The organism is Undibacterium sp. Ren11W (assembly GCF_049340485.1).
Classification (GTDB): domain Bacteria; phylum Pseudomonadota; class Gammaproteobacteria; order Burkholderiales; family Burkholderiaceae_D; genus Undibacterium.
The window spans coordinates 83,773-103,003 of sequence record NZ_JBMPPB010000009.1 but is presented as its reverse complement, the minus strand read 5'-3'; the positions used below and the strand labels follow the sequence as shown (position 1 = coordinate 103,003).

At 51.4% G+C, this 19,231-nt stretch carries 14 protein-coding genes; 9 read left to right on the top strand and 5 right to left on the bottom strand.

What is annotated here, in order from left to right; genetic code table 11:
* Window positions 1–110: 110 nt before the first annotated feature.
* Window positions 111–1,454, bottom strand: a complete 1,344-nt coding sequence (locus ACO0K8_RS18230) for an MFS transporter (RefSeq protein ID WP_422948074.1) — start codon at window positions 1,452–1,454, stop codon at window positions 111–113.
* A gap of 276 nt (window positions 1,455–1,730) precedes the next feature.
* Window positions 1,731–3,317 carry a tryptophan halogenase family protein gene (locus ACO0K8_RS18225; RefSeq protein WP_422948073.1) on the bottom strand — a complete coding sequence of 529 codons (1,587 nt, stop codon included), beginning with the start codon at window positions 3,315–3,317 and terminating at the stop codon, window positions 1,731–1,733.
* Window positions 3,318–3,547: 230 nt separating this feature from the next.
* On the opposite strand from ACO0K8_RS18225, the gene ACO0K8_RS18220 reads away from it, so the two are divergent.
* Window positions 3,548–5,980, top strand: coding sequence for a TonB-dependent receptor (locus ACO0K8_RS18220; RefSeq protein ID WP_422948072.1), 2,433 nt, complete (start codon window positions 3,548–3,550; stop codon window positions 5,978–5,980).
* Window positions 5,981–6,109: 129 nt separating this feature from the next.
* Complete coding sequence (locus tag ACO0K8_RS18215; protein ID WP_422948071.1) at window positions 6,110–7,312, top strand: cation:proton antiporter; 1,203 nt, start codon at window positions 6,110–6,112, stop codon at window positions 7,310–7,312.
* Between the two features lie 108 nt (window positions 7,313–7,420).
* Here the strand turns inward: ACO0K8_RS18215 and ACO0K8_RS18210 are convergent, their stop codons facing one another.
* On the bottom strand, window positions 7,421–8,806 hold the full coding sequence (locus tag ACO0K8_RS18210) for a GH1 family beta-glucosidase (protein WP_422948070.1): 1,386 nt from the start codon (window positions 8,804–8,806) through the stop codon (window positions 7,421–7,423).
* An 82-nt stretch (window positions 8,807–8,888) separates the two neighbouring features.
* Between ACO0K8_RS18210 and ACO0K8_RS18205 the strand changes: the two genes are divergently transcribed.
* Window positions 8,889–9,113 carry a hypothetical protein gene (locus ACO0K8_RS18205; RefSeq protein ID WP_422948069.1) on the top strand — a complete coding sequence of 75 codons (225 nt, stop codon included), beginning with the start codon at window positions 8,889–8,891 and terminating at the stop codon, window positions 9,111–9,113.
* Window positions 9,114–9,542: 429 nt separating this feature from the next.
* Complete coding sequence (locus tag ACO0K8_RS18200; protein WP_422948068.1) at window positions 9,543–10,562, top strand: LacI family DNA-binding transcriptional regulator; 1,020 nt, start codon at window positions 9,543–9,545, stop codon at window positions 10,560–10,562.
* A 383-nt stretch (window positions 10,563–10,945) separates the two neighbouring features.
* Here the strand turns inward: ACO0K8_RS18200 and ACO0K8_RS18195 are convergent, their stop codons facing one another.
* Entirely contained in the window at window positions 10,946–12,331 is a 1,386-nt protein-coding gene (locus ACO0K8_RS18195; protein ID WP_422948067.1) for a sensor histidine kinase, read from the bottom strand.
* 7 nt (window positions 12,332–12,338) lie between these two features.
* Window positions 12,339–12,995, bottom strand: coding sequence for a response regulator (locus ACO0K8_RS18190; RefSeq protein ID WP_422948066.1), 657 nt, complete (start codon window positions 12,993–12,995; stop codon window positions 12,339–12,341).
* A gap of 326 nt (window positions 12,996–13,321) precedes the next feature.
* On the opposite strand from ACO0K8_RS18190, the gene ACO0K8_RS18185 reads away from it, so the two are divergent.
* From ACO0K8_RS18185 to ACO0K8_RS18165, 5 genes are all read left to right on the top strand, one after another.
* Window positions 13,322–14,455 carry a serine hydrolase domain-containing protein gene (locus tag ACO0K8_RS18185; RefSeq protein ID WP_422948065.1) on the top strand — a complete coding sequence of 378 codons (1,134 nt, stop codon included), beginning with the start codon at window positions 13,322–13,324 and terminating at the stop codon, window positions 14,453–14,455.
* Window positions 14,456–14,818: 363 nt separating this feature from the next.
* Window positions 14,819–15,901: a YjgN family protein gene (locus ACO0K8_RS18180; protein ID WP_422948064.1), complete on the top strand. Its 1,083-nt coding sequence runs from the start codon at window positions 14,819–14,821 to the stop codon at window positions 15,899–15,901.
* Window positions 15,898–16,950, top strand: a complete 1,053-nt coding sequence (locus ACO0K8_RS18175) for a M48 family metallopeptidase (RefSeq protein WP_422948063.1) — start codon at window positions 15,898–15,900, stop codon at window positions 16,948–16,950. Before ACO0K8_RS18180 ends, ACO0K8_RS18175 begins: the two co-directional genes overlap by 4 nt.
* A 257-nt stretch (window positions 16,951–17,207) precedes the next feature.
* Window positions 17,208–17,924: an SIMPL domain-containing protein gene (locus tag ACO0K8_RS18170; protein ID WP_422948062.1), complete on the top strand. Its 717-nt coding sequence runs from the start codon at window positions 17,208–17,210 to the stop codon at window positions 17,922–17,924.
* A gap of 232 nt (window positions 17,925–18,156) precedes the next feature.
* Window positions 18,157–19,104 (top strand): polysaccharide deacetylase family protein, encoded by a 948-nt coding sequence (locus tag ACO0K8_RS18165; protein WP_422948061.1) that lies wholly within the window; start codon window positions 18,157–18,159, stop codon window positions 19,102–19,104.
* Window positions 19,105–19,231: the final 127 nt, after the last annotated feature.

Genomic DNA, 19,231 nt, shown 5'->3' with positions numbered 1-19,231 from the left:
CTTAGGCGAGTGCGGCAGCTCACTTTTAGCTACATGAGTGTTAGATATTCTGCGTAAAAAGGGCGCGTCAGATTGCTGCGCGCCCTGAGTGATAGTTCTGGGATTGCCGTCTATGTCGCCGCGGATACTGTGGTTGCTGGGTTTTCCGGTGGCGCGATCACCGCCTCTTTTTGATGGAAGGGCGCAAACCAGCACACCAGAAAAGAAGGAATGGTGGCCAGCATCACAAATACGAAGTAACTGGTGTAGCCCAGTAGTTGCTGCAGATGGCCACTGATGACGCCGGTGACCATCATGCATAAGCCCATCAAGCCGGTGCCGAAAGCGTAGTGCGTGGTGGTGTATTTGCCCGGTGCTAGTTGCTGCATCAGATAAATCATAAAGCCGACTCCGCCAAAGCCGAAGAAGAATTTCTCTATCGCGACACCAGCGGTGATTAGCAATAGATTGCTGGGCTGGTAGATACTCATGATCAGAAACGTGATGTTGGGCAGATTCACTGCGCAGCACAGTAGAAACAGCGAAGGCTGCAAGCCGCGCCGTGCCAAAAATACGCCGCCCAAGAGTGAACCCGCCAGCACCGCGATTAAGCCATACGTGCCGTAAATGATGCCCAGCAATTCATTGGATAAACCCAGGCCGCCTTTGGCGACAGGATCAACCATGAAGAAGGGGCCGATTTTTTCCAAAAACCCTATGCTCAGGCGAAACAGAAAGGCGAAGGCGATCATCAGCCAGACATCGCGCTTTTGAAAAAACGTCTTGAACGAATCGGACATGATGTACCAGACTGCGCTGGCGCTGGTCGGGGTGTTTTCGGCTTTGGCCCCATCGGGCATCATGCGCATATGCCAGAACGCCATCAATACCGTGACCGCTGCCACAATAAAAAACACGATGCGCCAGGCATCGACCCATTCTGGCCCGAATACTTTGGGATCATGGTGGAACACTTCTGAGTGCAGTTTGCCGCTCAGGTAGACCAGACCACCGGAGGCGATAATCGGGCCGATGTTCCAGCTCAAGCCCTGAATGCCGCAATACAGCGATTGTGTTTTGCTGTCGAGCGAGGTGACGTACACACCGTCAGAGGCGATGTCCTGGGTCGCGCCCAGAAACGATAATCCCCAAAACAGCAGCATCAATATCGGCATGTAATTAGGTAAAGACATCGCCAGCGCGACGCCGAAAAAACCTAGCCCGACCGGCACTTGCGCGCAGATCACGAAAAATTTCTTGGTTTTGTACATTTCTACAAAGGGCGCGAACAAGGGTTTGATGGTGTAGGCGAGTATCAGGTAGCTGGCGTATTCGGCCGCCTTGCCATTGTCCATGCCCATGTTTTTAAACATGATGGCGGTGACGCTGGTGAGCGTCATATAGGTCAGTGCCATCGTGAAATAGCCGGTCGGCACCCAGAATAGAGGTGATATTTTTTTGCTTGTCTCTTGCATGTCAGCTTTCTTTTTTAGCTTGAATAACTTGAGCAACACCTGCCGTTCGCGAAAGCTAGGCGGCTTAGGGTGCTCAAATTTTAATTTGTAGTCTTTGCTACAAATATAGGTAAAACGTCAGTATGAGCGCTCTGCGGTGCTCGATATTCCCTGTCTAAAAGTGGCCATGGAAATGGTCTTGAAAATGCTTTTGAAAACCACGTGAAAAGGTTTTCATAAATCAGGATAGCATGAACAAAGACGGCCCATCATTCTTTTTTTGCGCTGATGTTACGTCTATGCTGCTGCTTGCTTGTCGTGTAATTGTTGCCGATAGCGGGCGCAAAATTGCTCGATCAAGGCACGGTGTGTGGGCAGATTATCCAATGCGCGTCGCGACATCTGCTCTATCATCTGAAACTCCTGGCGCGCCTCTTCCATGCGCGGATAGGCGAGGGCGTTGGCATGCAGTGCCGTCTTAAATTCCATCCCGTACAGCACATATTGCCAGCTAGACGGCGGATACATTTCAAGATCGGTAATGAAGTCCAGTCTATGCGGCGGACGGCAGCGCCACATCGCCAGTTTCTCTTGCAAGCTCTCTGGGATGCTGCGTGTCTCTGCGTTGTCCAGCCAAAATTGGCTGTCCTTGCGCTGGCTAATGCAATAGTGCATCTTGACGAAATCGACTATCCGTTCATACCTGTCCTTCATCATGCTATTGAATAGTTTGGCCACCGGAGCGGTGTTCCCATCGTGCGGAAACAAGTAACTTAGCAGATACACGGCGGTTTCTATCAGGCCGATGCCGGACGCTTCCAGCGGTTCCAGAAACCCTCCTGACAGGCCTATCGCTACACAGTTTTTTATCCAGTGCACTTCGCGATAACCGACCTTTAGCTTGAGCATGCGCGGTGTTATTTGCGCATTGTCCGGGCCAATATGGTCACGTAAATAGTCTCGCAATACCTGCTCAGCGCGGGCCTCATCGGTGTGGCGGCTGGAGTAGACATGGCCGACGCCGCGCCGCTGTTGCAAGCCTATATCCCAGATCCAGCCAGCTTCTTGTGCAGTCGAGATAGTGTACGAGGGGATGGGGCTGTCGCTGGCTGGGTAAGGCACTTGCACTGCCAGTGCGCGATCGACAAACAGAACCTCGTCAACCGCGGTAAACGCTGAGCCTAATGCCTGGCCGATCAGGCGCGCCCGAAAGCCGCTGCAGTCTACGTACAGGTCGGCAACGAGGCGCTCTGCTGCATGCGTGATGACGGCCGCAATCGCACCATCCTCAGCCAGTTGGACCTGCTCAACGGTGGCCGAGATATGCTGCACACCGAGAGATTTTGCGTGTGTTTCCAGTAGTTTGGCAAACAGGCTGGCGTCGAAATGATAGGCGTAATTCATCGGCCCCAAAAAGTCGCCGTCTTCGCTGCGTTTCGGCGCGTGTGAGGCATCGGCGATGCGTTTTTGCATGGTCGCCGCTTGCGCAAAGGGGATGTTGTTGCCCGCAGCACCTTGCAACCAGTAAGGCAGTAATTCGGGGCCGCCCTGGCGCTGACTTGGCTGGCTAAATGGATGGAAGTAATGATCAATTCCGGGGCTGCCTTTTGGGCGTACCCAGTCGACAAACTTTATCCCTTGCTTAAAGCTGGCATTGCATTCTTTGATAAAGCGCGCCTCGGCTATGCCTATGGCTGCCAGTGTGCCGCGTATCGAGGGGAACGTGCCTTCACCGACGCCAATAATGCCGATTTCTGGCGACTCTACCACGCTGATGCGCACTGCTTTACTTGATGCTGCTCCTAAGGATTTGGCCAGAAAGGCGGCGGTAAGCCAGCCGGCAGTCCCTCCACCAACAATTAAGATGTTTGAAATCGGTTTCATTTTGGTCTCATTTTTAGTTTTTTAATGACGGTTCGTCGAAATTTTGAGTGGTTAAATCGCAACAAGAGTCAATAATACGCCAAAAATTATGAAAATTGCGCGTTTTAAATTTGCACCTGAGCGGATTTACACCTATTATGAAATCGGTTTCAAGAAAATTGAAATCGTTTTCAAATATAATATAAACAAAGCCGGGATACCGGCAATGAAATTAACGAGACAGGAGACGTATGAACGTTCGCACACCACAGCCCTGTAAGATGTTGGGCTCCCCTATTCAATTGGCTATCCTTACTTTGATCGCCAGCATCCACACGGCGCATGCGCAAGAACAATCACCAGCACAAGCCCAGGTAAAAGCGACCGGTGAGTCCGCTACTATCGCCGAAGTGTTCGTGACAGGTACTAAGCGCGCCACTTCCCTGCAAAGAACCCCGGTCGCTATAACTGCATTGAATGCCGCGGCACTCGAGGATGCGCATGTACAGACTATTCAAGACGTGGTGAATCTGGTGCCGGGTTTTTCCGCAACGGCGCAAGGTGATCATGGCGTCATCACGATGACCATGCGCGGTGTCGGTAACGATAGCGCCAAGACTGAATACGCCGATCCTGAAGTCGCTACTTTTATCAATGGTATTTATTCACCGCGTCCTGAGGGCGCTACTGCCTTGCTGTTTGATCTGGAAGGCATAGAAGTCTTGCGCGGACCTCAGGGTACGCTGTGGGGTCGTAACGCAACGGTTGGTGCAGTGAACATGCAGACCGCGCGACCTATCATAGGTGAAACTTCCGGCAATATTGAAGGCGGCATGGGTAACTTTAACCGCCTCGGTGTGCGCGGTGCTTTCAATGTGCCGGTCAGCGACACCATGGCTTTGCGTTTTGCGTATATCAACGAAAAACACGATGGCTATGTTGATTATCAAACATTGCCAAGTATTTCTATCGCCAGCCAGCAAGCGGCGTATGCAGCATCGAACAAAGGTAGCCTGCTCGGTTTTCAGACTATGAACCCGAATCTCTTCGTTGCCAATGGACCTAAGTATGGCGCGCAAGATCAGAGTGCGGCCCGTATCAGCATGTTGTGGAAACCGACTGCGGCAATTAACTGGAATCTGTCTTACGAAAAGTATACCGACCGCGGCACACCGGGTATGAATCTGATGCAAACACCGCGTGATGGTCAAAAATTATGGTCGGCTTTGATCGATACAGCGCCTGCGGTTGAACGTAATTCGGATTCGCTACGCAGCCGTGTAGATTTCGCCATCAATGACGGTATGGCTATGGCGTATATCGCCGGGTACTCAAAATTTAGCGGTTCATCCCGTTATGATCAGGATGGTGGTGCGGCGGTTCCGACTAGCTTCACTACGGGCGGCTCGCATCAGGAAAACAATACGGTTTCCTCTAACTATGTCAACTACAGCCATGAGCTCGAATTGCAATCGACAGGTAAGCGCGACGTAGACTGGTTGCTCGGTTTGTACTATGCGGCCGAGACCAATGACATCCGTTTTGATATCCCTATCATGAACGGTACCCAACAAGGTAGCGTCGGCTGGCAAGGGAGTTTCATTCAACCTAAAGAAACCGTAGAATCCTCAGCCGCATTTGGCCAGGCTACCTGGAACGCGACAGAAAGCCTGCATTTTACCGGTGGCTTGCGTTACACCAAAGACACACGCACCAACGTCGGCGGCAATGGCTACACCTGGAACTACGATGCGACAGTACCGCAAACCCCGCTCAATCCTCACATCGATCCGACCAAACCGGGGCAGGGCTATAGCCCAAGTAAGCCTTCTAACGATGGTACTTACACCGGTGATAAAGTAACTGGTCTGGCGCGCATTAGTTACGACTTAAATAAAGACAATATGATGTATGCCAGCTACTCGACAGGTTACAAGTCGGGTGGGCTGCAAGATGGCGGCAGAACCTACGGTGCAGAAACTCTGACTAACTATGAAATCGGTAGTAAGCACACTTTGTTTGGCGGCACAGTTAAAATTAATAATGCCTTCTTCTACGAAGACTTCAAGGATTTCCAGTTCAGTGCACCAGTGACCAATCCTGATGGTTCGCATACTCTGGCAACGAATAATGCAGAAGGTGCCAAGATTGCCGGTTTCGAAACCGAGATCGCCGTCAAACTGACAAAGGACGACAAGATACAAGTCTCACTGGCTTACACGCCTAAGGCAACGCTGGGTAAATTGATCGGTGGTTCTAACGATTACGCCTTGCCAAAATGCGTCGCCGATCCGACTATCAGTACTTGTGTTGATGTGACTGGCTTCACCATGCCGCATACACCGAAGATACAAGCGCAGTTTCAGTATCAACATGTATTCCACATGGGCGACGCGACGATCACGCCGCGCATCAGTGTGCATTACGAATCTGAAAGTGGCTTGAGCGTGTTTAGCGACCATTTCGGCGCGCCGGATAAACAAGAAGCCTATGCGCGTACCGATCTGGGTCTGCGCTATGCGGCCGGTAGATTTTATATCGACGCCTTTGTTCGAAATGTCAGCGATAACGCGATTAAGACTAGCGCGCAAAATGGCTTCTCGAATGGTAATGGTACTCAGGTCTGGCAATCGCAATACCTGGCGCCACGTACCTTTGGCTTCAATGCCGGTATGGATTTCTAAGCGGCGAAGTAGCACTGCTATTAGCCTTAACTATTCTCAGGTTTAATTCCTGATAAGTAGCCCCCTTTCGACTATGATAGGGGGCTTTTTTTATTCCGTTTTTACCCTATCCCTGGTCCGCAAACATACATGAATACCACCGAAATTTTTTTGATCGCGATGACATTGATTTTTAGTGTCCCTTATTTGATCTGGCGTCTGGGGAATACCGATTATTGGGCACCGCTAGTAGTGGTGCAAATTATTGCCGGTATCGTTCTGGGGCCGGGCGTGCTTGGCGCAATCTTCCCGGACTATTATCGTTTCGTGTTTAATCCTCAAGTGATAGGTGCGCTCAATGGCATCGCCTGGTGGGCAGTGATGGTATTTGTGATGATCGCCGGCGTCGAGCTAGATCTCAAAAAAATGTGGGAATACCGGCGCGAAAGCGGCATCACCGCCAGCCTGGCTTTGGGCGTGCCGCTGGTATTTGGTAGCGCCGCCGCCGTATTTTTACTCTGGTATAGCCCGGACTGGATGGGGCCAAAAGCGCACAGCTGGCAGTTTGTACTGGGAGTGGGAATGTCTTGTGCGGTGACGGCCTTGCCAGTCTTGATTTTATTGATGGAGAAACTGGAAATTTTGCGCCAGCCCATAGGTCAACGCATTTTGCGTTACGCCAGCTTGGATGATGTCGCGATCTGGGGCGTGTTAGCGCTGATTTTGCTCGATTGGGACAGAGTCTGGCGGCAATTGATGTTTTTGTTTGGCTTTGCCGTCGCCAGTTATGTATTTCGTCGTTTGATGCGCAAGATACCCGAGCGCGATCGCTGGTATGCGGCCTTTATCTGGTTGTCGGCCTGCTCGTATTTTGCCGACTGGTCTGGCCTGCATTTTATGGTGGGGGCATTTTTGGCGGGCATGGTGATGGATGGCGCCTGGTTCGATCAGGAGGAAATGGATAAACTCCGCCATTTTGTTTTGATGATGCTGATGCCGGTATTTTTTCTTAGCACCGGTCTGCGCACTAACTGGCAGTTAGGCGGGGTAGCGGTATTCGGCGCAGGACTGCTGTTTTTAGTGGTGTCAGTCGGCGGCAAAATGGCAGGCATACATGCTGCCGGAAAAATCCTTAAATGGGAGCGGGGCGAGGCCTCTATCATGGGCTGGCTACTTCAGACCAAGGGCTTGATCATGATTATCTTCGCCAATGTGCTGCTCGATAAAAACATCATCAGCAATCAGACCTTCACCGCGCTGCTGGTGATGGCCGTACTCAGCACTATGTTAACGGTACCGGTAGTAGCGCCGAAACTGCAGAAAATGAAGCAACTGATTTTTAGATCGAAATAGGTCGACGCAACTCAGAGTATAACAAACACGGAACAGCGATTTGCGTTGTTCCGTGTTGGTTAATTGTCCAATTTCATCGTCAAATTTTCCTGAGTTTTATTTTGAGCCCTAACGTCGTGGCTGCCTTTGTCCTAGAAAGTGCGCCGGGTTTATTCGTGCTGCCACTTGATTTTGAATAAAATCACGATACCAGAGCGCGCTGTTTTTTAAAGTGCGCTCTTGCGTTTCGTAATCGACATACACCAGGCCAAAGCGTTTGGCGTAGCCGGAGTTCCACTCGAAATTATCCAGCAGGCTCCAATAGAAATAGCCTTGTACATTGACGCCCTGTGCGATTGCGTCGTGCAGCGCTTTCAAATGCAGGCGCACATACTCTATGCGTGCTGCGTCATCGATTTTTCCATCTTGTATAGCGTCGGCCACTGCCATGCCGTTTTCGGTGATGTAGATAGGCGGCAGATCGGTATATTCGCGATTCAACTGTAGCAGCAGGTCGCTTAATCCATCCGGATAAATTTCCCAACCCATGTCGCTAAAGCCGAGTTTGCCTTCTGGTTTTTTGGCAGGGACTTCGGTACTGATATACGAGCGGAAATAATAGTTCACCCCCAGAAAATCGATAGGCTGGCGTATCTCGGCCATGTCATTGTCTGCCACATGGAATTGACTCATGTCCATGCGGTCTAGCGCTTTTTGCGGGTAGCTGCCTTTGAAGATGGGATCCATGAACCATTGCACCGAGCGCGCATATTCCCATTCGGCCTCGGCCTGGTCTTGCGCAGAGTCGGTCGCTGGCATTGCGGTCCATTGATTGAGTACGATACCCAGTTTGGCGCTGCTATTGACGGCACGCATCGCCTGCATCGCCCATCCATGCGAGAGCAATAAATGATGGGATACCTGTATCGATAAGGCGGTATCGGCTATACCAGGGGCGAACTGTGCATTGCCGTAGCCTAGATTCGCGGTACACCAGGGTTCATTATGGGTGGCGATCGTGGCGACCCGGTTACCAAAACGGCGCGCGACTTCGGCGGCATATTCGGCAAAATGTCTGGGCGTATCGCGGCTCAGCCAGCCGCCCTGATCTTGTAAGCCTTGCGGTAAATCCCAGTGATACAGGGTGACGTGAGCGGCGATATTTTTTTCTGCTAGTTTGTCTAAGAGTTTGGAATAAAACTCAAAACCTGGTTCATTCCATGCACCATAACCTAGCGGCTGCACCCGTGACCACGAGATAGAAAACCGATAGGCATCAACGCTGAGGCTGGCGATCAGGTCCACATCTTCTGCATACTTATGGTAGTGGTCGCAGGCGACATCACCGGTGCTGCCATCAATGATTTTCCCAGGAGTGTGCGTGAAGGTATCCCAGATAGATGGCCCGCGGCCATCGACAGCGGCGGCACCTTCGATTTGGTAGGCGCTGGTAGCGACGCCCCAAATAAAGGAAGAGGAAAAAGCAGACTCGGAATTATTATTTGACATAGTCATGTAGCAGATCTTTAAAGTGCTTGGAGAATCGCACAAGCGAGGAAATGGCGGTAGGAATGCGTGTATTAAATGATGCTAAGCGATGACGCCAACAGGTGGCGCTATCACTGCGAATGGTGTCAGCATGCAAGTCTCCGGAGGTATGGTTTTTATAAGTCTGTTTTATGAAATCGTTTTCATATTTTACTGGAATTCGTCAAGCGGTCAAGAATATTTCAAGGAAAATCACGCATTTTCACGTTTTTTGCCAAAATTGATAGGTGATGTTTTGGCTGACGGAAAGGTTTTACCTTGGGTTTTGTCATAATTGGCATTTTTTATTCTTGAATTGATGAAATCGTTTTCTTTTGAGCGTTTAGCTATGCGATATTTTCGTACTGAACTGACTGAGGCGAGGAGCGGCTAGCGTTGACACTTTAAAGATACAGGATCCCTTGTGCGCTCTAAGCCATTTGTCGTAAAAGCATCTATTCAACGCTATAATTAAATCAGTATCTTGTTCCTATTCTCTATAGATACGGGCATTTGTTGAGTAGCGGGTGAATGCTGTTAATAATTTATGTTACTCTGTCATTGAAAAGGTTTTCAACAGCGATGTGTTCTCTATGGAGTTACGCAAAATGGCTCTAAATAGGCGGGCCGCCGAAGTCCGAATTTTGGTAAGGCAAGGCGGATCCCAAGACGCGGGAGCAGTTTTGCGTAACTCCAAATCTAGCTAAAGTATGAAAGGCATGCAGTGATCGACAATGAATTGAATCAAGCTCCGGTGACTTTACTCGATGTGGCGCGGGTGGCCGGGGTCTCGCCAAGCACCGTGTCGCGTATCTTAAACGGCACCGCCAAAGTGTCGGCAGATAAGCGTAAGGCGGTAGAGACCGCGATCGCCGAGATGCACTTCGAACCGAATCAGCTCGCTCAGAGTCTCAAGAGTGGCAAATCGATGACCATAGGCATCGTGGTGCAGGATATTTCCAGCCCGTTTTTTGCCGAGACCTTGCGTGGCGTTGATGATGGCCTGAAAGCTACCGGTTATGCCTCGGTGATCGTCAGCGGCCACTGGAATGCGCAAGAAGAAGCCGACCGAATTAAATTGCTGTTGGCCCGTAAGGTCGATGGCTTGATCCTGCTCTCTGGCCATATCGCAGATCAGGATGTGCTGCGCTTTGCCAAGCAAAGACCTATCGTTGCCACCGGGCGGGCGCTCAGCAGCGACAGTGCGATCGGCTTTAAACTCGATAATGAATATGGTGCCATGTTGGCGGTGCGCCATTTGATCGAGCTAGGCCACCGACGCATCGCCTTCGTGGCCGGGCCTTCGGATAATCCAGATGCCGACGAGCGTCTGGCAGGCTACCGGCGCGCCTTGCTGGAGGCCGACATTGAGTACGATCCCAAACTGGTGGCCGAGAGTGATCTGCATGAAGCCAGCGGTTTATTGGCAATCAATCGCCTGATCGAAAGTCAGCAGCAATTTAGCGCCGTGTTCGCGGTCAATGACCAGAGCGCCTACGGTGTCCGTTTAAGCCTGTACCGCAAGGGCATACGGGTGCCGGATGATATCTCGCTAATCGCCTTCGATGATTTGCCAACCTCGCTGTACACCACCCCGCCACTGACCACCATCCGCCAACCTCTGTACGACATGGGGCTAGCTGCCAGCAGCGCCTTGCTGGGACTGATCAGCGGCACACCTGTCGATATCACGCTGCCGGCCTTAGAGCTGGTAGTGCGAGAAACCACGCGCAGATTGCGATAAACAAGCTAGCCATTACTGAGCAAGGCCGGATTCAGTGTTGATCCGGAAATCCACAACAGCAGCTGTGATGCTTCCCTTTTGGCTTTTATAAAGTTTTTTGTAGGGGCGGATCGCGCCCATGCATTACTCGCCGCGCGCGGCTTGGCCTAATAGTTTATATACTCCCCCAATTTTTTAGTAAATTAAGCTGATTTCGCACGTCCTTATTGCGCAATGAAAATATACCGGATGGGAGTATGTGGCATATCGATTCTGGGTGCAGCATCGCTAATAACTCAGAAATGTTAGCGAAACTCGCCTGCAAAAAAAAGCGAGCAGCCCTCAAGTTCGTGATCTGGTCCGTATCGGGCCGATTTATCTGTCAAATTTATCAGTCAAATCTATCAGTCAAATTTTAGTCTGATAGATTTACTGTTTGGTAGGCGCAACACAAATTGGCAGCCGCTGTTATCTAAACCCGTCGCAATGTGTATGGTCCCGTTTAAAGCGGCGGCAGCCTGGCGCGCTATGGCTAGTCCCAAGCCAGATCCTGGTGCAGTATTGCCTGTGCCACGATGGAAGCGCTCGAACACCAACTCTCTTTGATACTCGGGGATGCCGGGGCCATTGTCTGCTACCGATAAGCTCACCACATCATCTTGTTCTTTTAATTCGACCACGATGCGTCCGCCTTGTTGCACGTAATGGAGAGCGTTATTGACTAAATTTTGCAGTACTGAGCGAAAGGCATTTGGTTCTAGCGCCAGACACAGGCTATCGGGCGCTTCCAGCGACAGATCTAGCTTGCGGGCGATCGCAGTTGGGGCGCGCAGAGCCAATTCCTGACGCACTAGTTGGGCCACATCGAGCGCCTCTGATGGCTGCGCTGGTCTGGCATCTAGTTGTGCCAGGTCGAGTAGCTGTTGTATCAAATGCGCTGCTCTGGCGATCGCCAGATCCATGTGTCGCTCGGCTTCACCGCGCTCTTGCGCGTTGCTGGCCATGCTCAATACATGGGCCTGTGCTGAAATGACCGCCATCGGCGTTCTTAATTCGTGCGCGGCATCCTGGACGAAGGCGTGCTCGCGATGGATGGTGTGTCTTAATTGCGCTAACAAACTATCGAGTGCCGTCACCAGGGGTTTCATCTCGGCGTATCTAGGATCGACATTGACAGCCGAAAGATCGCCGCTCCCACGTGCGGCGATCCGCTCGGATAAGAGATTGAGCGGACGTAAACCCCGGGAGATGGCAATCCAGACTGGGATAAAAATAAAAGGAAACGCGATCAGGATGTTGAGCGTTAATTCTAGCCAGTCGTCTCTGAGTATTCCCCAAAAAGTGTGCAGCGGTAAGGCTATATTCAGCGACCAGCGCGGCGTTTCGCTTCTGAGCAGCAGAAAGCGCCGGCCATTGCGCTCAATTGCCGATACCTGTCCCACTTTTCCAGCAAGCGCAGGTTCACTAACGGCCAGGTTGGAGAGTAACAGGCGGCCATTCCGGTCGCTGAGCTGATACTTCACAAAGCCGAAATTGCGCCAGTTATATGCCGGGCGTTTCGCCTCGCCGACCGCGCCCAGAATGAAGCTGCCGGCGGCCGCTTCATTCTCTATCTGGGCCAGCCCATCGACCAGATAGGCACTTAGTTCGCTGAGCTCTTCGCTGGTCTTCGCATCACCTAGGTTAATGCTCAGATCGAGCGCCATCATGATAGTCCAAATGACCGAGCAAGCGATTAGCAGCGAGAAAAATACTCGCCTGACTAAAGTAGGACGCATCAAACTATGCATGTACACTTCAAGTGAGCAGCAGATAACCGATGCCGCGTACAGTCTGAATTCTGTGCGCCCCGATCTTGCGCCGCAGATTCGACATATGGACTTCAACTGCGCCAAAATCAAGCGGATCGCCTAGCGGCGCGAGCCGCTGAGACAGCTCGCCTTTGGCGACCACGGCACCCGGTTCACGCGCCAGTTCCAGTAGCAGATGAAATTCCCGTGGTGACAAATCGAGCTTATTACCGTCAAGCCTGATCTGGTACTTACGTGGTTCAATTTCTAGTGCACCTATGTTCCACACTTCACTGGCCTGTTGCGCGTACCGGCGCAGCACTGCACGTATGCGCGACACCAGTTCAGCCGTTGCAAACGGTTTGACGATAAAATCGTCGGCTCCACCATCGAGGCCTGCGAGCCGGTCTTCCAATAAGGCTTTGGCGGTGATGACGATGACCGGTAGCGTCATCCCGCAGCGACGCCAGCGCCGGAGTAAATCCATGCCTGTGCCATCCGGTAAAGACAGGTCGAGTAACACGCAGTCATACGATCGGCCCTCGAATGAATGAGGCACATCGGCGATGCGGCGTAGCCACTCGCTGGACAGACCGTCGGCCTTAAGCGCGCGCTGCAATGCCAGACCCAGATCCAGGTCGTCTTCTATCATGAGTATATGCATGGGCTGATTATATATCGTTAGGACTTGTGCAAAACCTCCTCAGTATCATCGCTGCACATACTGTTTGGGTGACCAGCCGGGTTGGAATAATTAGCCTTGCTTCTGACCTTAAGCTAAGCCTAAGCTTGAGCTTAGTAAAATGCCAAAAGATGTAAAGTCAGAACTGCGCTAACAGCGCCAAGGCATAGTCTTACCCGCCTGGTCGCAGCCGTTTTCCTTAGTCCTAAAGTGCGTAGCATGACGATATTTCTGCATTGGTATTTTGATGTTTATAGAGAAAAGCTAGGGAGACATGTGTGAACCGAGATTATTTAGTAGTAAACAGTATGAGGCGTATTATTTATATGTTGATTAGCAGCGTCTGCATCTTGCTACTGCAAGCCTGCGGAGCTGGCAATAGCAAATCGGCGGACGCTATTGTCGCGCCGCCCATTGCTACGGCAGCGCGCATCGAAGTGCCGCCAAATCCGAACGAAGAATGGGTGCTGGTTGCACCGGACGAGGTTGGCATGGATGGCAGCTTACTAGCTCGCGCACTGACTGATTTACCCGCTGCAGCAACCCATGGCCTGGCCAGCATGCTGGTGCTAAGACAAGGCAAACCGGTGTTTGAGCAATACTGGAACGGCTACCACAAAGACATGTTGCACGATCTGCGCTCGGCCACTAAGAGTATTACTGCACTGTTGGTCGGGGCTGCTATTGATCAGCATTTTTTGAGCGGGGTGGATGAGCCTCTGAGCGCACGCTTGGCCAAGCTTTATCCAGACGCGCCTGGGCTGAAACAAGGCATCACGCTAGAACATGTGTTGACGATGAGTACCGGTCTGAGCTGCGACGACCGCAATCCTGATTCTCCCGGAAATGAAGATAAAATGTACAAGTCCGCCGATTGGGTGCGCTACTTGCTATACCTGTCGCAAGCTGCTGCGCCAGGAACTGCAACGCATTACTGCACTGGCGGCGCGGTTGCGCTGGGGCGCGTGATTGCAGAGGCGAGTAGATCATCGATACCCGAATTTTCTAAAAAATTTTTGCTCGCCCCGCTAGGTATCAGCAACGTGCAATGGGCCGATTTTGATCATCAGCAGCAGACCGATACCGGCGGCCATTTGCAAATGCGTCCGCGCGATCTGGCCAAGCTTGGCCAACTGATGATACAAAAAGGCAGTTGGAAGGGTAATCAACTACTCTCTGCCGCATGGGTAAATACGGTTAGCAGTCAACACGTCCTGATTGATAATGGATGGAAATATGGCTACCTCTGGTGGTTAAGATTAGAACCGTATAAAGGTAAGAAGCTAATGATGCATTTTGCCTGGGGTAATGGCGGGCAGTACCTGTTCATCATCCCCGAGCTCGAACTGGTCGTGGTCTTTACGGGTGAGAACTATAATTCAGATAAGGCCGAGCGCCCCTTTACCATACTGGAACAATATATCTTGCCCTCTATTCTTTGATCCTCAATACGCTAGCTAAGCACGACACAAACGCTTAAGTATTGAATATATTTAAGCGTTTGCTGGGTTTTGAATTTAATATTCCGCTGCGTGCGCTAGCGAGCCGATTGCACATGCATGATTGCTTAGCGTCGCTAGCTTACACTGAGAGCGGCAGTGCCTATTTGCAGAGATAGAGGCATTGACTGCCTCGAATCGCCATCAACTACGCACCCAGCACACCGGCCGCTTTATCCAATTCCCGCGTTACGCTGGACCCGCGTTACTCCAGTATGCAAACGCATTGAAACTTGCTAAACATGCTTGACACTATGATAATCTGGTGGCATCGTGCTGGGCTTTAAGGGATAAACAGGAATAATTATGGATCTGACTCATCAAGCCAGCACGGCGCTACCGGTCTTCGATAGCGCTAGTCCTGTGTCGCTAGAGTTCAAAGGCAGCGGTAGCGAATATTTTCGCATTTGGATAGTCAATCTGCTGCTTTCTATTCTTACTTTGGGGATCTATTCGGCCTGGGCCAAGGTCAGACGCAATCGCTATTTTTATTCGAATACCTCGTTGGCTGGCAGTAGTTTTGAATACCATGGCAATGCCATTGCGATTTTAAAAGGGCGCATCGTCGCGCTGGTGTTTGTGCTTGCCTATCAGCTGGCGTTTAAACATTCGCTGACGCTGGGTTTGCTGATGATGGCGATACTCGCTAGCGTGATGCCCTGGCTAGTCTGGAAAAGTCTACAGTTTAAGTTATATAACTCTAGTTATCGCGGCATACGTTTCGGATTTCGCGGTGATGCCGCGCAAGCCTACGTCACGTATTTGCTCTGGCCCTTACTTGCGCTGTTCAGTATGTATTTACTGGCGCCTTTCATGCATCAGCGCATCAAGCGTTTTCAGCATAATGAGAGCCGTTTCGGTGCCACGCACTTTTCTTTTGACGGCAAGGTGAAATCGTTTTACTGGTGTTATTTGGTCGGTTTCGGCATCATGCTGGCCGGTCTGGTGGTCATTAGTCTGGTGTTTGGCGGTGCCGCCTTCGCGGCTCTGTCGGCAATTCGTAAAGGCCACATCGGTAGCGCGATCATTTTCCCTATCATAGGATTTTTCTTGGCTCTGTATTTGTGGATGTTTGCGGTTTACCCTATCTTTTTGACGCTCTTACAAAATCTGATCTGGAATCATACCAAGTTAGGTGAGCATCAATTTTCTAGCCATTTAAAATGGGGTCGTATGACTAGCATCATGCTGACGAATATTCTCGGCATAGTCTGTACTTTGGGTTTATTTATTCCATTCGCCCAGGTAAGAGCCTTACGTTACCGGGTCGAAAATTTGTCCTTGCAAATGAACGGTAGTCTGGATCATTTTATTGCCGTTACCGAAGAACAAGTCAGTGCAACTGGCGAAGGCATGGCCGACTTATTGGATTTTGACATCTCACTATGACAGCAGTGGCCGCGCACTATTTTGATGGTAAAACATCGCGCCTGATGCACGTGCTGTTGACGGTACAGGATGGGGTCGCACACTTACAAGAAAATGGCGCGGCTGAGGCTGGGGCGGGCGGACACAATGGCGTTGCAGAGGGCTGGCGGCGTGCTTGTCCACTGGCGCAATTGCGTTTATCCGAGCGTAGCAATTCCGCGCCACGCAAAGTCACTTTCCCAGATGGCGCTTATCTGGAGATTAGTGACCATGCCGCCTTCAATCGCCTATTGGAGCAGCTTGGTTTTCAAGACTCCTGGGTAGTGCGCATGCAGCAAAGTTGGCATGGCAGTCTGTTGGCCCTGGGTGCGACCATCGCGCTACTCTTGCTGATCTATTTTTACGGTTTGCCAGTCGCCTCGCGTACGCTGGCGATGAATCTGCCGGTATCGGTAGAGCGCAGTCTGGGTGATGGCATCCTGGAATATCTGGATAAGGATGCCTTTCAAAAATCGGAACTATCACCGGCTCAGCAACAAGCCATCCTCAGCCGATTTCAAAATCTGCAAGCTCCATCGCCCGATAGTCCGGCTTTTCATTTGCAATTTCGTAAAAGTAAAATTGGCCCTAACGCCTTTGCTCTGCCATCTGGCGACATCATCTTGACCGATGAATTGGTCGCCTTAATGGCCGATGAGGACGCAGTGATGGGCGTGTTGGCGCATGAGCTAGGGCATTTGCACGAGCGTCATTTAAGCCGGCGCATCATACAAAGTTCGGCGATTGCCGCGGGAGTCACTCTTTTATTTGGAGACGTCTCGGCCGTCATCGCGAATATCCCGACTCTGCTGTTAGATTTAAAATATTCACGCGATGCCGAGACTGAGGCAGATGATTATGCATTGCGCATGCTAGATAAAAACGGCATTGCCAGAGAACATATGGCGCACGCCTTTGAAAAACTCAATCAACTAGATCCAGGCATTACCCCGTATTTGTCTAGCCACCCAAGCGGCGCAGATCGCATCATGCGGATACGCGGCCAGGCAGCCCCGCGTAGCTCCGATTAGCGTCATCGGCTAGCATGCCGCAGTGGTGCATGAAATTGAAATCGTACCCTGCCACTGCGCATATTCCATGCGCCTTAGCGGCCAGTGTGCCTGAAGAAGCGCATGGAATATGCGCGTTGGCAGAGGGGGTAAATAGATTTCTATATAGAGTAATGCGGAACATCTTTTGACGTCATCGAATCAGCGTATAACAAGCGCCGCAAGCTGACGATGATGCAGTGTTCATTTTTTTCGATTCAACTTTTTACGGAGTTTTAATGTTCAAGAAAATCTTAGTTGTTGCCAGCTTGATGATCTCTTTACTGCCAACGCAAGCCGCAGATTTACCGACTTACCCATTCATCCATTCCAGCGGCAATGCGTACATGCATGTCGCCCCCGACCGTGGTGACATTGATTTCGAGATCAGTGCTTACGACGCCGATCCTGCCGTGGCGCGCGCCCTTATTGATGCCCGATCCGCCGAGCTGCAGGCCGTGATGACCGAGCATGGCGGTGGCACCAACGAGATAGCGATTCGCGACGTACGCAGGGAAATCCGCAAAGCTAACGAGACCGATCCGAAAGCCGAACCGATATATGACATCGTATGCACGGTCCATATCGAGGTGAATGATCTGAAAGAATGGCGTCCTCTCATGTCCACCTTGCTCAACATGAAAAACCTCACGCATTTTTCGACCTCATTTCGCATTACCACCCGCGACCAGATAGAGATGGACCTGTCGGCGCTAGCGGTCAAGGATGCGCAACGTCGGGCCGAAGCCATGGCGCGTGGTTTGGGTAAACACGTGGGGGCTGCCACCGCTATCTCAGCCGGACAGCTTAAGAATCTGAGTAGCGCAATTGGCTTGCAGACTTCCAATTCCGAAACAGAGGCTATCCAGCGCAATGAGCAGGAAACGCGCGATCTGTTGATGATCGTGGCACTTAAATTTGAGCAGTCAGTCGACGCTATTTTTAAAATCAAATAGCTAGCCAGAGCGGAACGCTGCTATTTTCCAGCCCGCGTAAGCGGGCAACGGGCAATGACTTAGTCTTGCGTAGATTTCAAAATCGCCCCTGCCACTGCGCATATTCCATGCGGCTTTGCAGCCAGTGTGCCTGAAGACGCGCACGGAATATGCGCCTTGGCAGAGTGCTCAATAGCTTTGTTTAGGATGCGATGTCCTAGTTGGTTTTTCGAATTTTATTATGGTATTCCCTATGTCTCTGATTAAAAATTCCCAGCCACTTATCTACCGCTTCGCGGCTCTGGCGGCAGCGCTGTGCTTGTGTGCGCTGGATGTTCAGGCGCAAAGTGTCGCCCTGACGTTTGACGATGGTCCGGATCTGGCGGAGACCCCGTTATTGAGTGCGCAGGCACGTAATCAGTCTATTTTGGATGCGCTGACTAAGCATGGCATTCAGGCCGCGCTGTTTGTGACCGCAAATTATGGTGCGAATCAGGCTAGCGGTTTGGCGTTGACCAGAGCCTGGGGGCTGGCCGGGCATGCGATTGGCAACCACACCATGAGCCACCTCGATCTCGATAGTGCGGCGGTGAGTCTGGCGCAGTATCAGGCCGAGGTGCTCGCTTGCGATCAGATTATCAGTACCTTGCCGGGCTACCAAAAGTGGTTTCGTTACACCTATCTGAGAGAAGGCAATACACCCGAGAAGCGCGAAGGTATGCGCAACTTTCTCAAGCAGCAGGGCTACCGGAATGCGTACGTGAGTCTCGACACCAGCGACTGGCGTTTGGATGAAAAACTGCGAGCCGTCTTGCAAAAAAATAGCAAGGCTGACGTCACTGCCATCAAGCTCGCGTATCTGGCGCATGTGCGGCAAAGGGCGCTGGCGTATCGTGCGCTGTCGCAGCAACTGCAGGGGCGCGACATTGCGATGGTGATGCTGATGCATCACAATCTGATCAATGCCCTGTGGCTCGATGATGTGATCGTTATGTTCAAGCAGATGGGCTGGGCCATCACGACGCCAGCGGCTGCCTTTGCCGACCCGGTCTATAGCCTCACGCCTGAACGTCCTGCACCCGGGCAGAGCCTGTTACTGTCTATGGCACGCAGTTTGGGTATGGCAAAATTTGATGGTTGGGCGCGCCTGGTCGATGATGCCGATACCGAGATAGAGACCTTGAAATTACAGGGCTTGTAAACGCGTAATCAGGCAATGACTTAGTTTTGCGCAGATTTCAAAATCGACCCTGCCGCCGCGCATATTCCATGCGGCTTTGCAGCCAGTATGCCTGAAGAGGCGCATGGAATATGCGCGCTGGCAGGGC

Coding starts and splice junctions, on each gene's coding strand:
- ACO0K8_RS18165 (WP_422948061.1), top strand. CDS start 18,157: ATGTCTCTGATTAAAAATTCCCAGCCACTTATCTACCGCTTCGCGGCT.
- ACO0K8_RS18195 (WP_422948067.1), bottom strand. CDS start 12,331: ATGCATAGTTTGATGCGTCCTACTTTAGTCAGGCGAGTATTTTTCTCG.
- ACO0K8_RS18175 (WP_422948063.1), top strand. CDS start 15,898: ATGACAGCAGTGGCCGCGCACTATTTTGATGGTAAAACATCGCGCCTG.
- ACO0K8_RS18180 (WP_422948064.1), top strand. CDS start 14,819: ATGGATCTGACTCATCAAGCCAGCACGGCGCTACCGGTCTTCGATAGC.
- ACO0K8_RS18230 (WP_422948074.1), bottom strand. CDS start 1,454: ATGCAAGAGACAAGCAAAAAAATATCACCTCTATTCTGGGTGCCGACC.
- ACO0K8_RS18205 (WP_422948069.1), top strand. CDS start 8,889: ATGACGCCAACAGGTGGCGCTATCACTGCGAATGGTGTCAGCATGCAA.
- ACO0K8_RS18225 (WP_422948073.1), bottom strand. CDS start 3,317: ATGAAACCGATTTCAAACATCTTAATTGTTGGTGGAGGGACTGCCGGC.
- ACO0K8_RS18190 (WP_422948066.1), bottom strand. CDS start 12,995: ATGCATATACTCATGATAGAAGACGACCTGGATCTGGGTCTGGCATTG.
- ACO0K8_RS18210 (WP_422948070.1), bottom strand. CDS start 8,806: ATGACTATGTCAAATAATAATTCCGAGTCTGCTTTTTCCTCTTCCTTT.
- ACO0K8_RS18220 (WP_422948072.1), top strand. CDS start 3,548: ATGAACGTTCGCACACCACAGCCCTGTAAGATGTTGGGCTCCCCTATT.
- ACO0K8_RS18185 (WP_422948065.1), top strand. CDS start 13,322: ATGAGGCGTATTATTTATATGTTGATTAGCAGCGTCTGCATCTTGCTA.
- ACO0K8_RS18170 (WP_422948062.1), top strand. CDS start 17,208: ATGTTCAAGAAAATCTTAGTTGTTGCCAGCTTGATGATCTCTTTACTG.
- ACO0K8_RS18215 (WP_422948071.1), top strand. CDS start 6,110: ATGAATACCACCGAAATTTTTTTGATCGCGATGACATTGATTTTTAGT.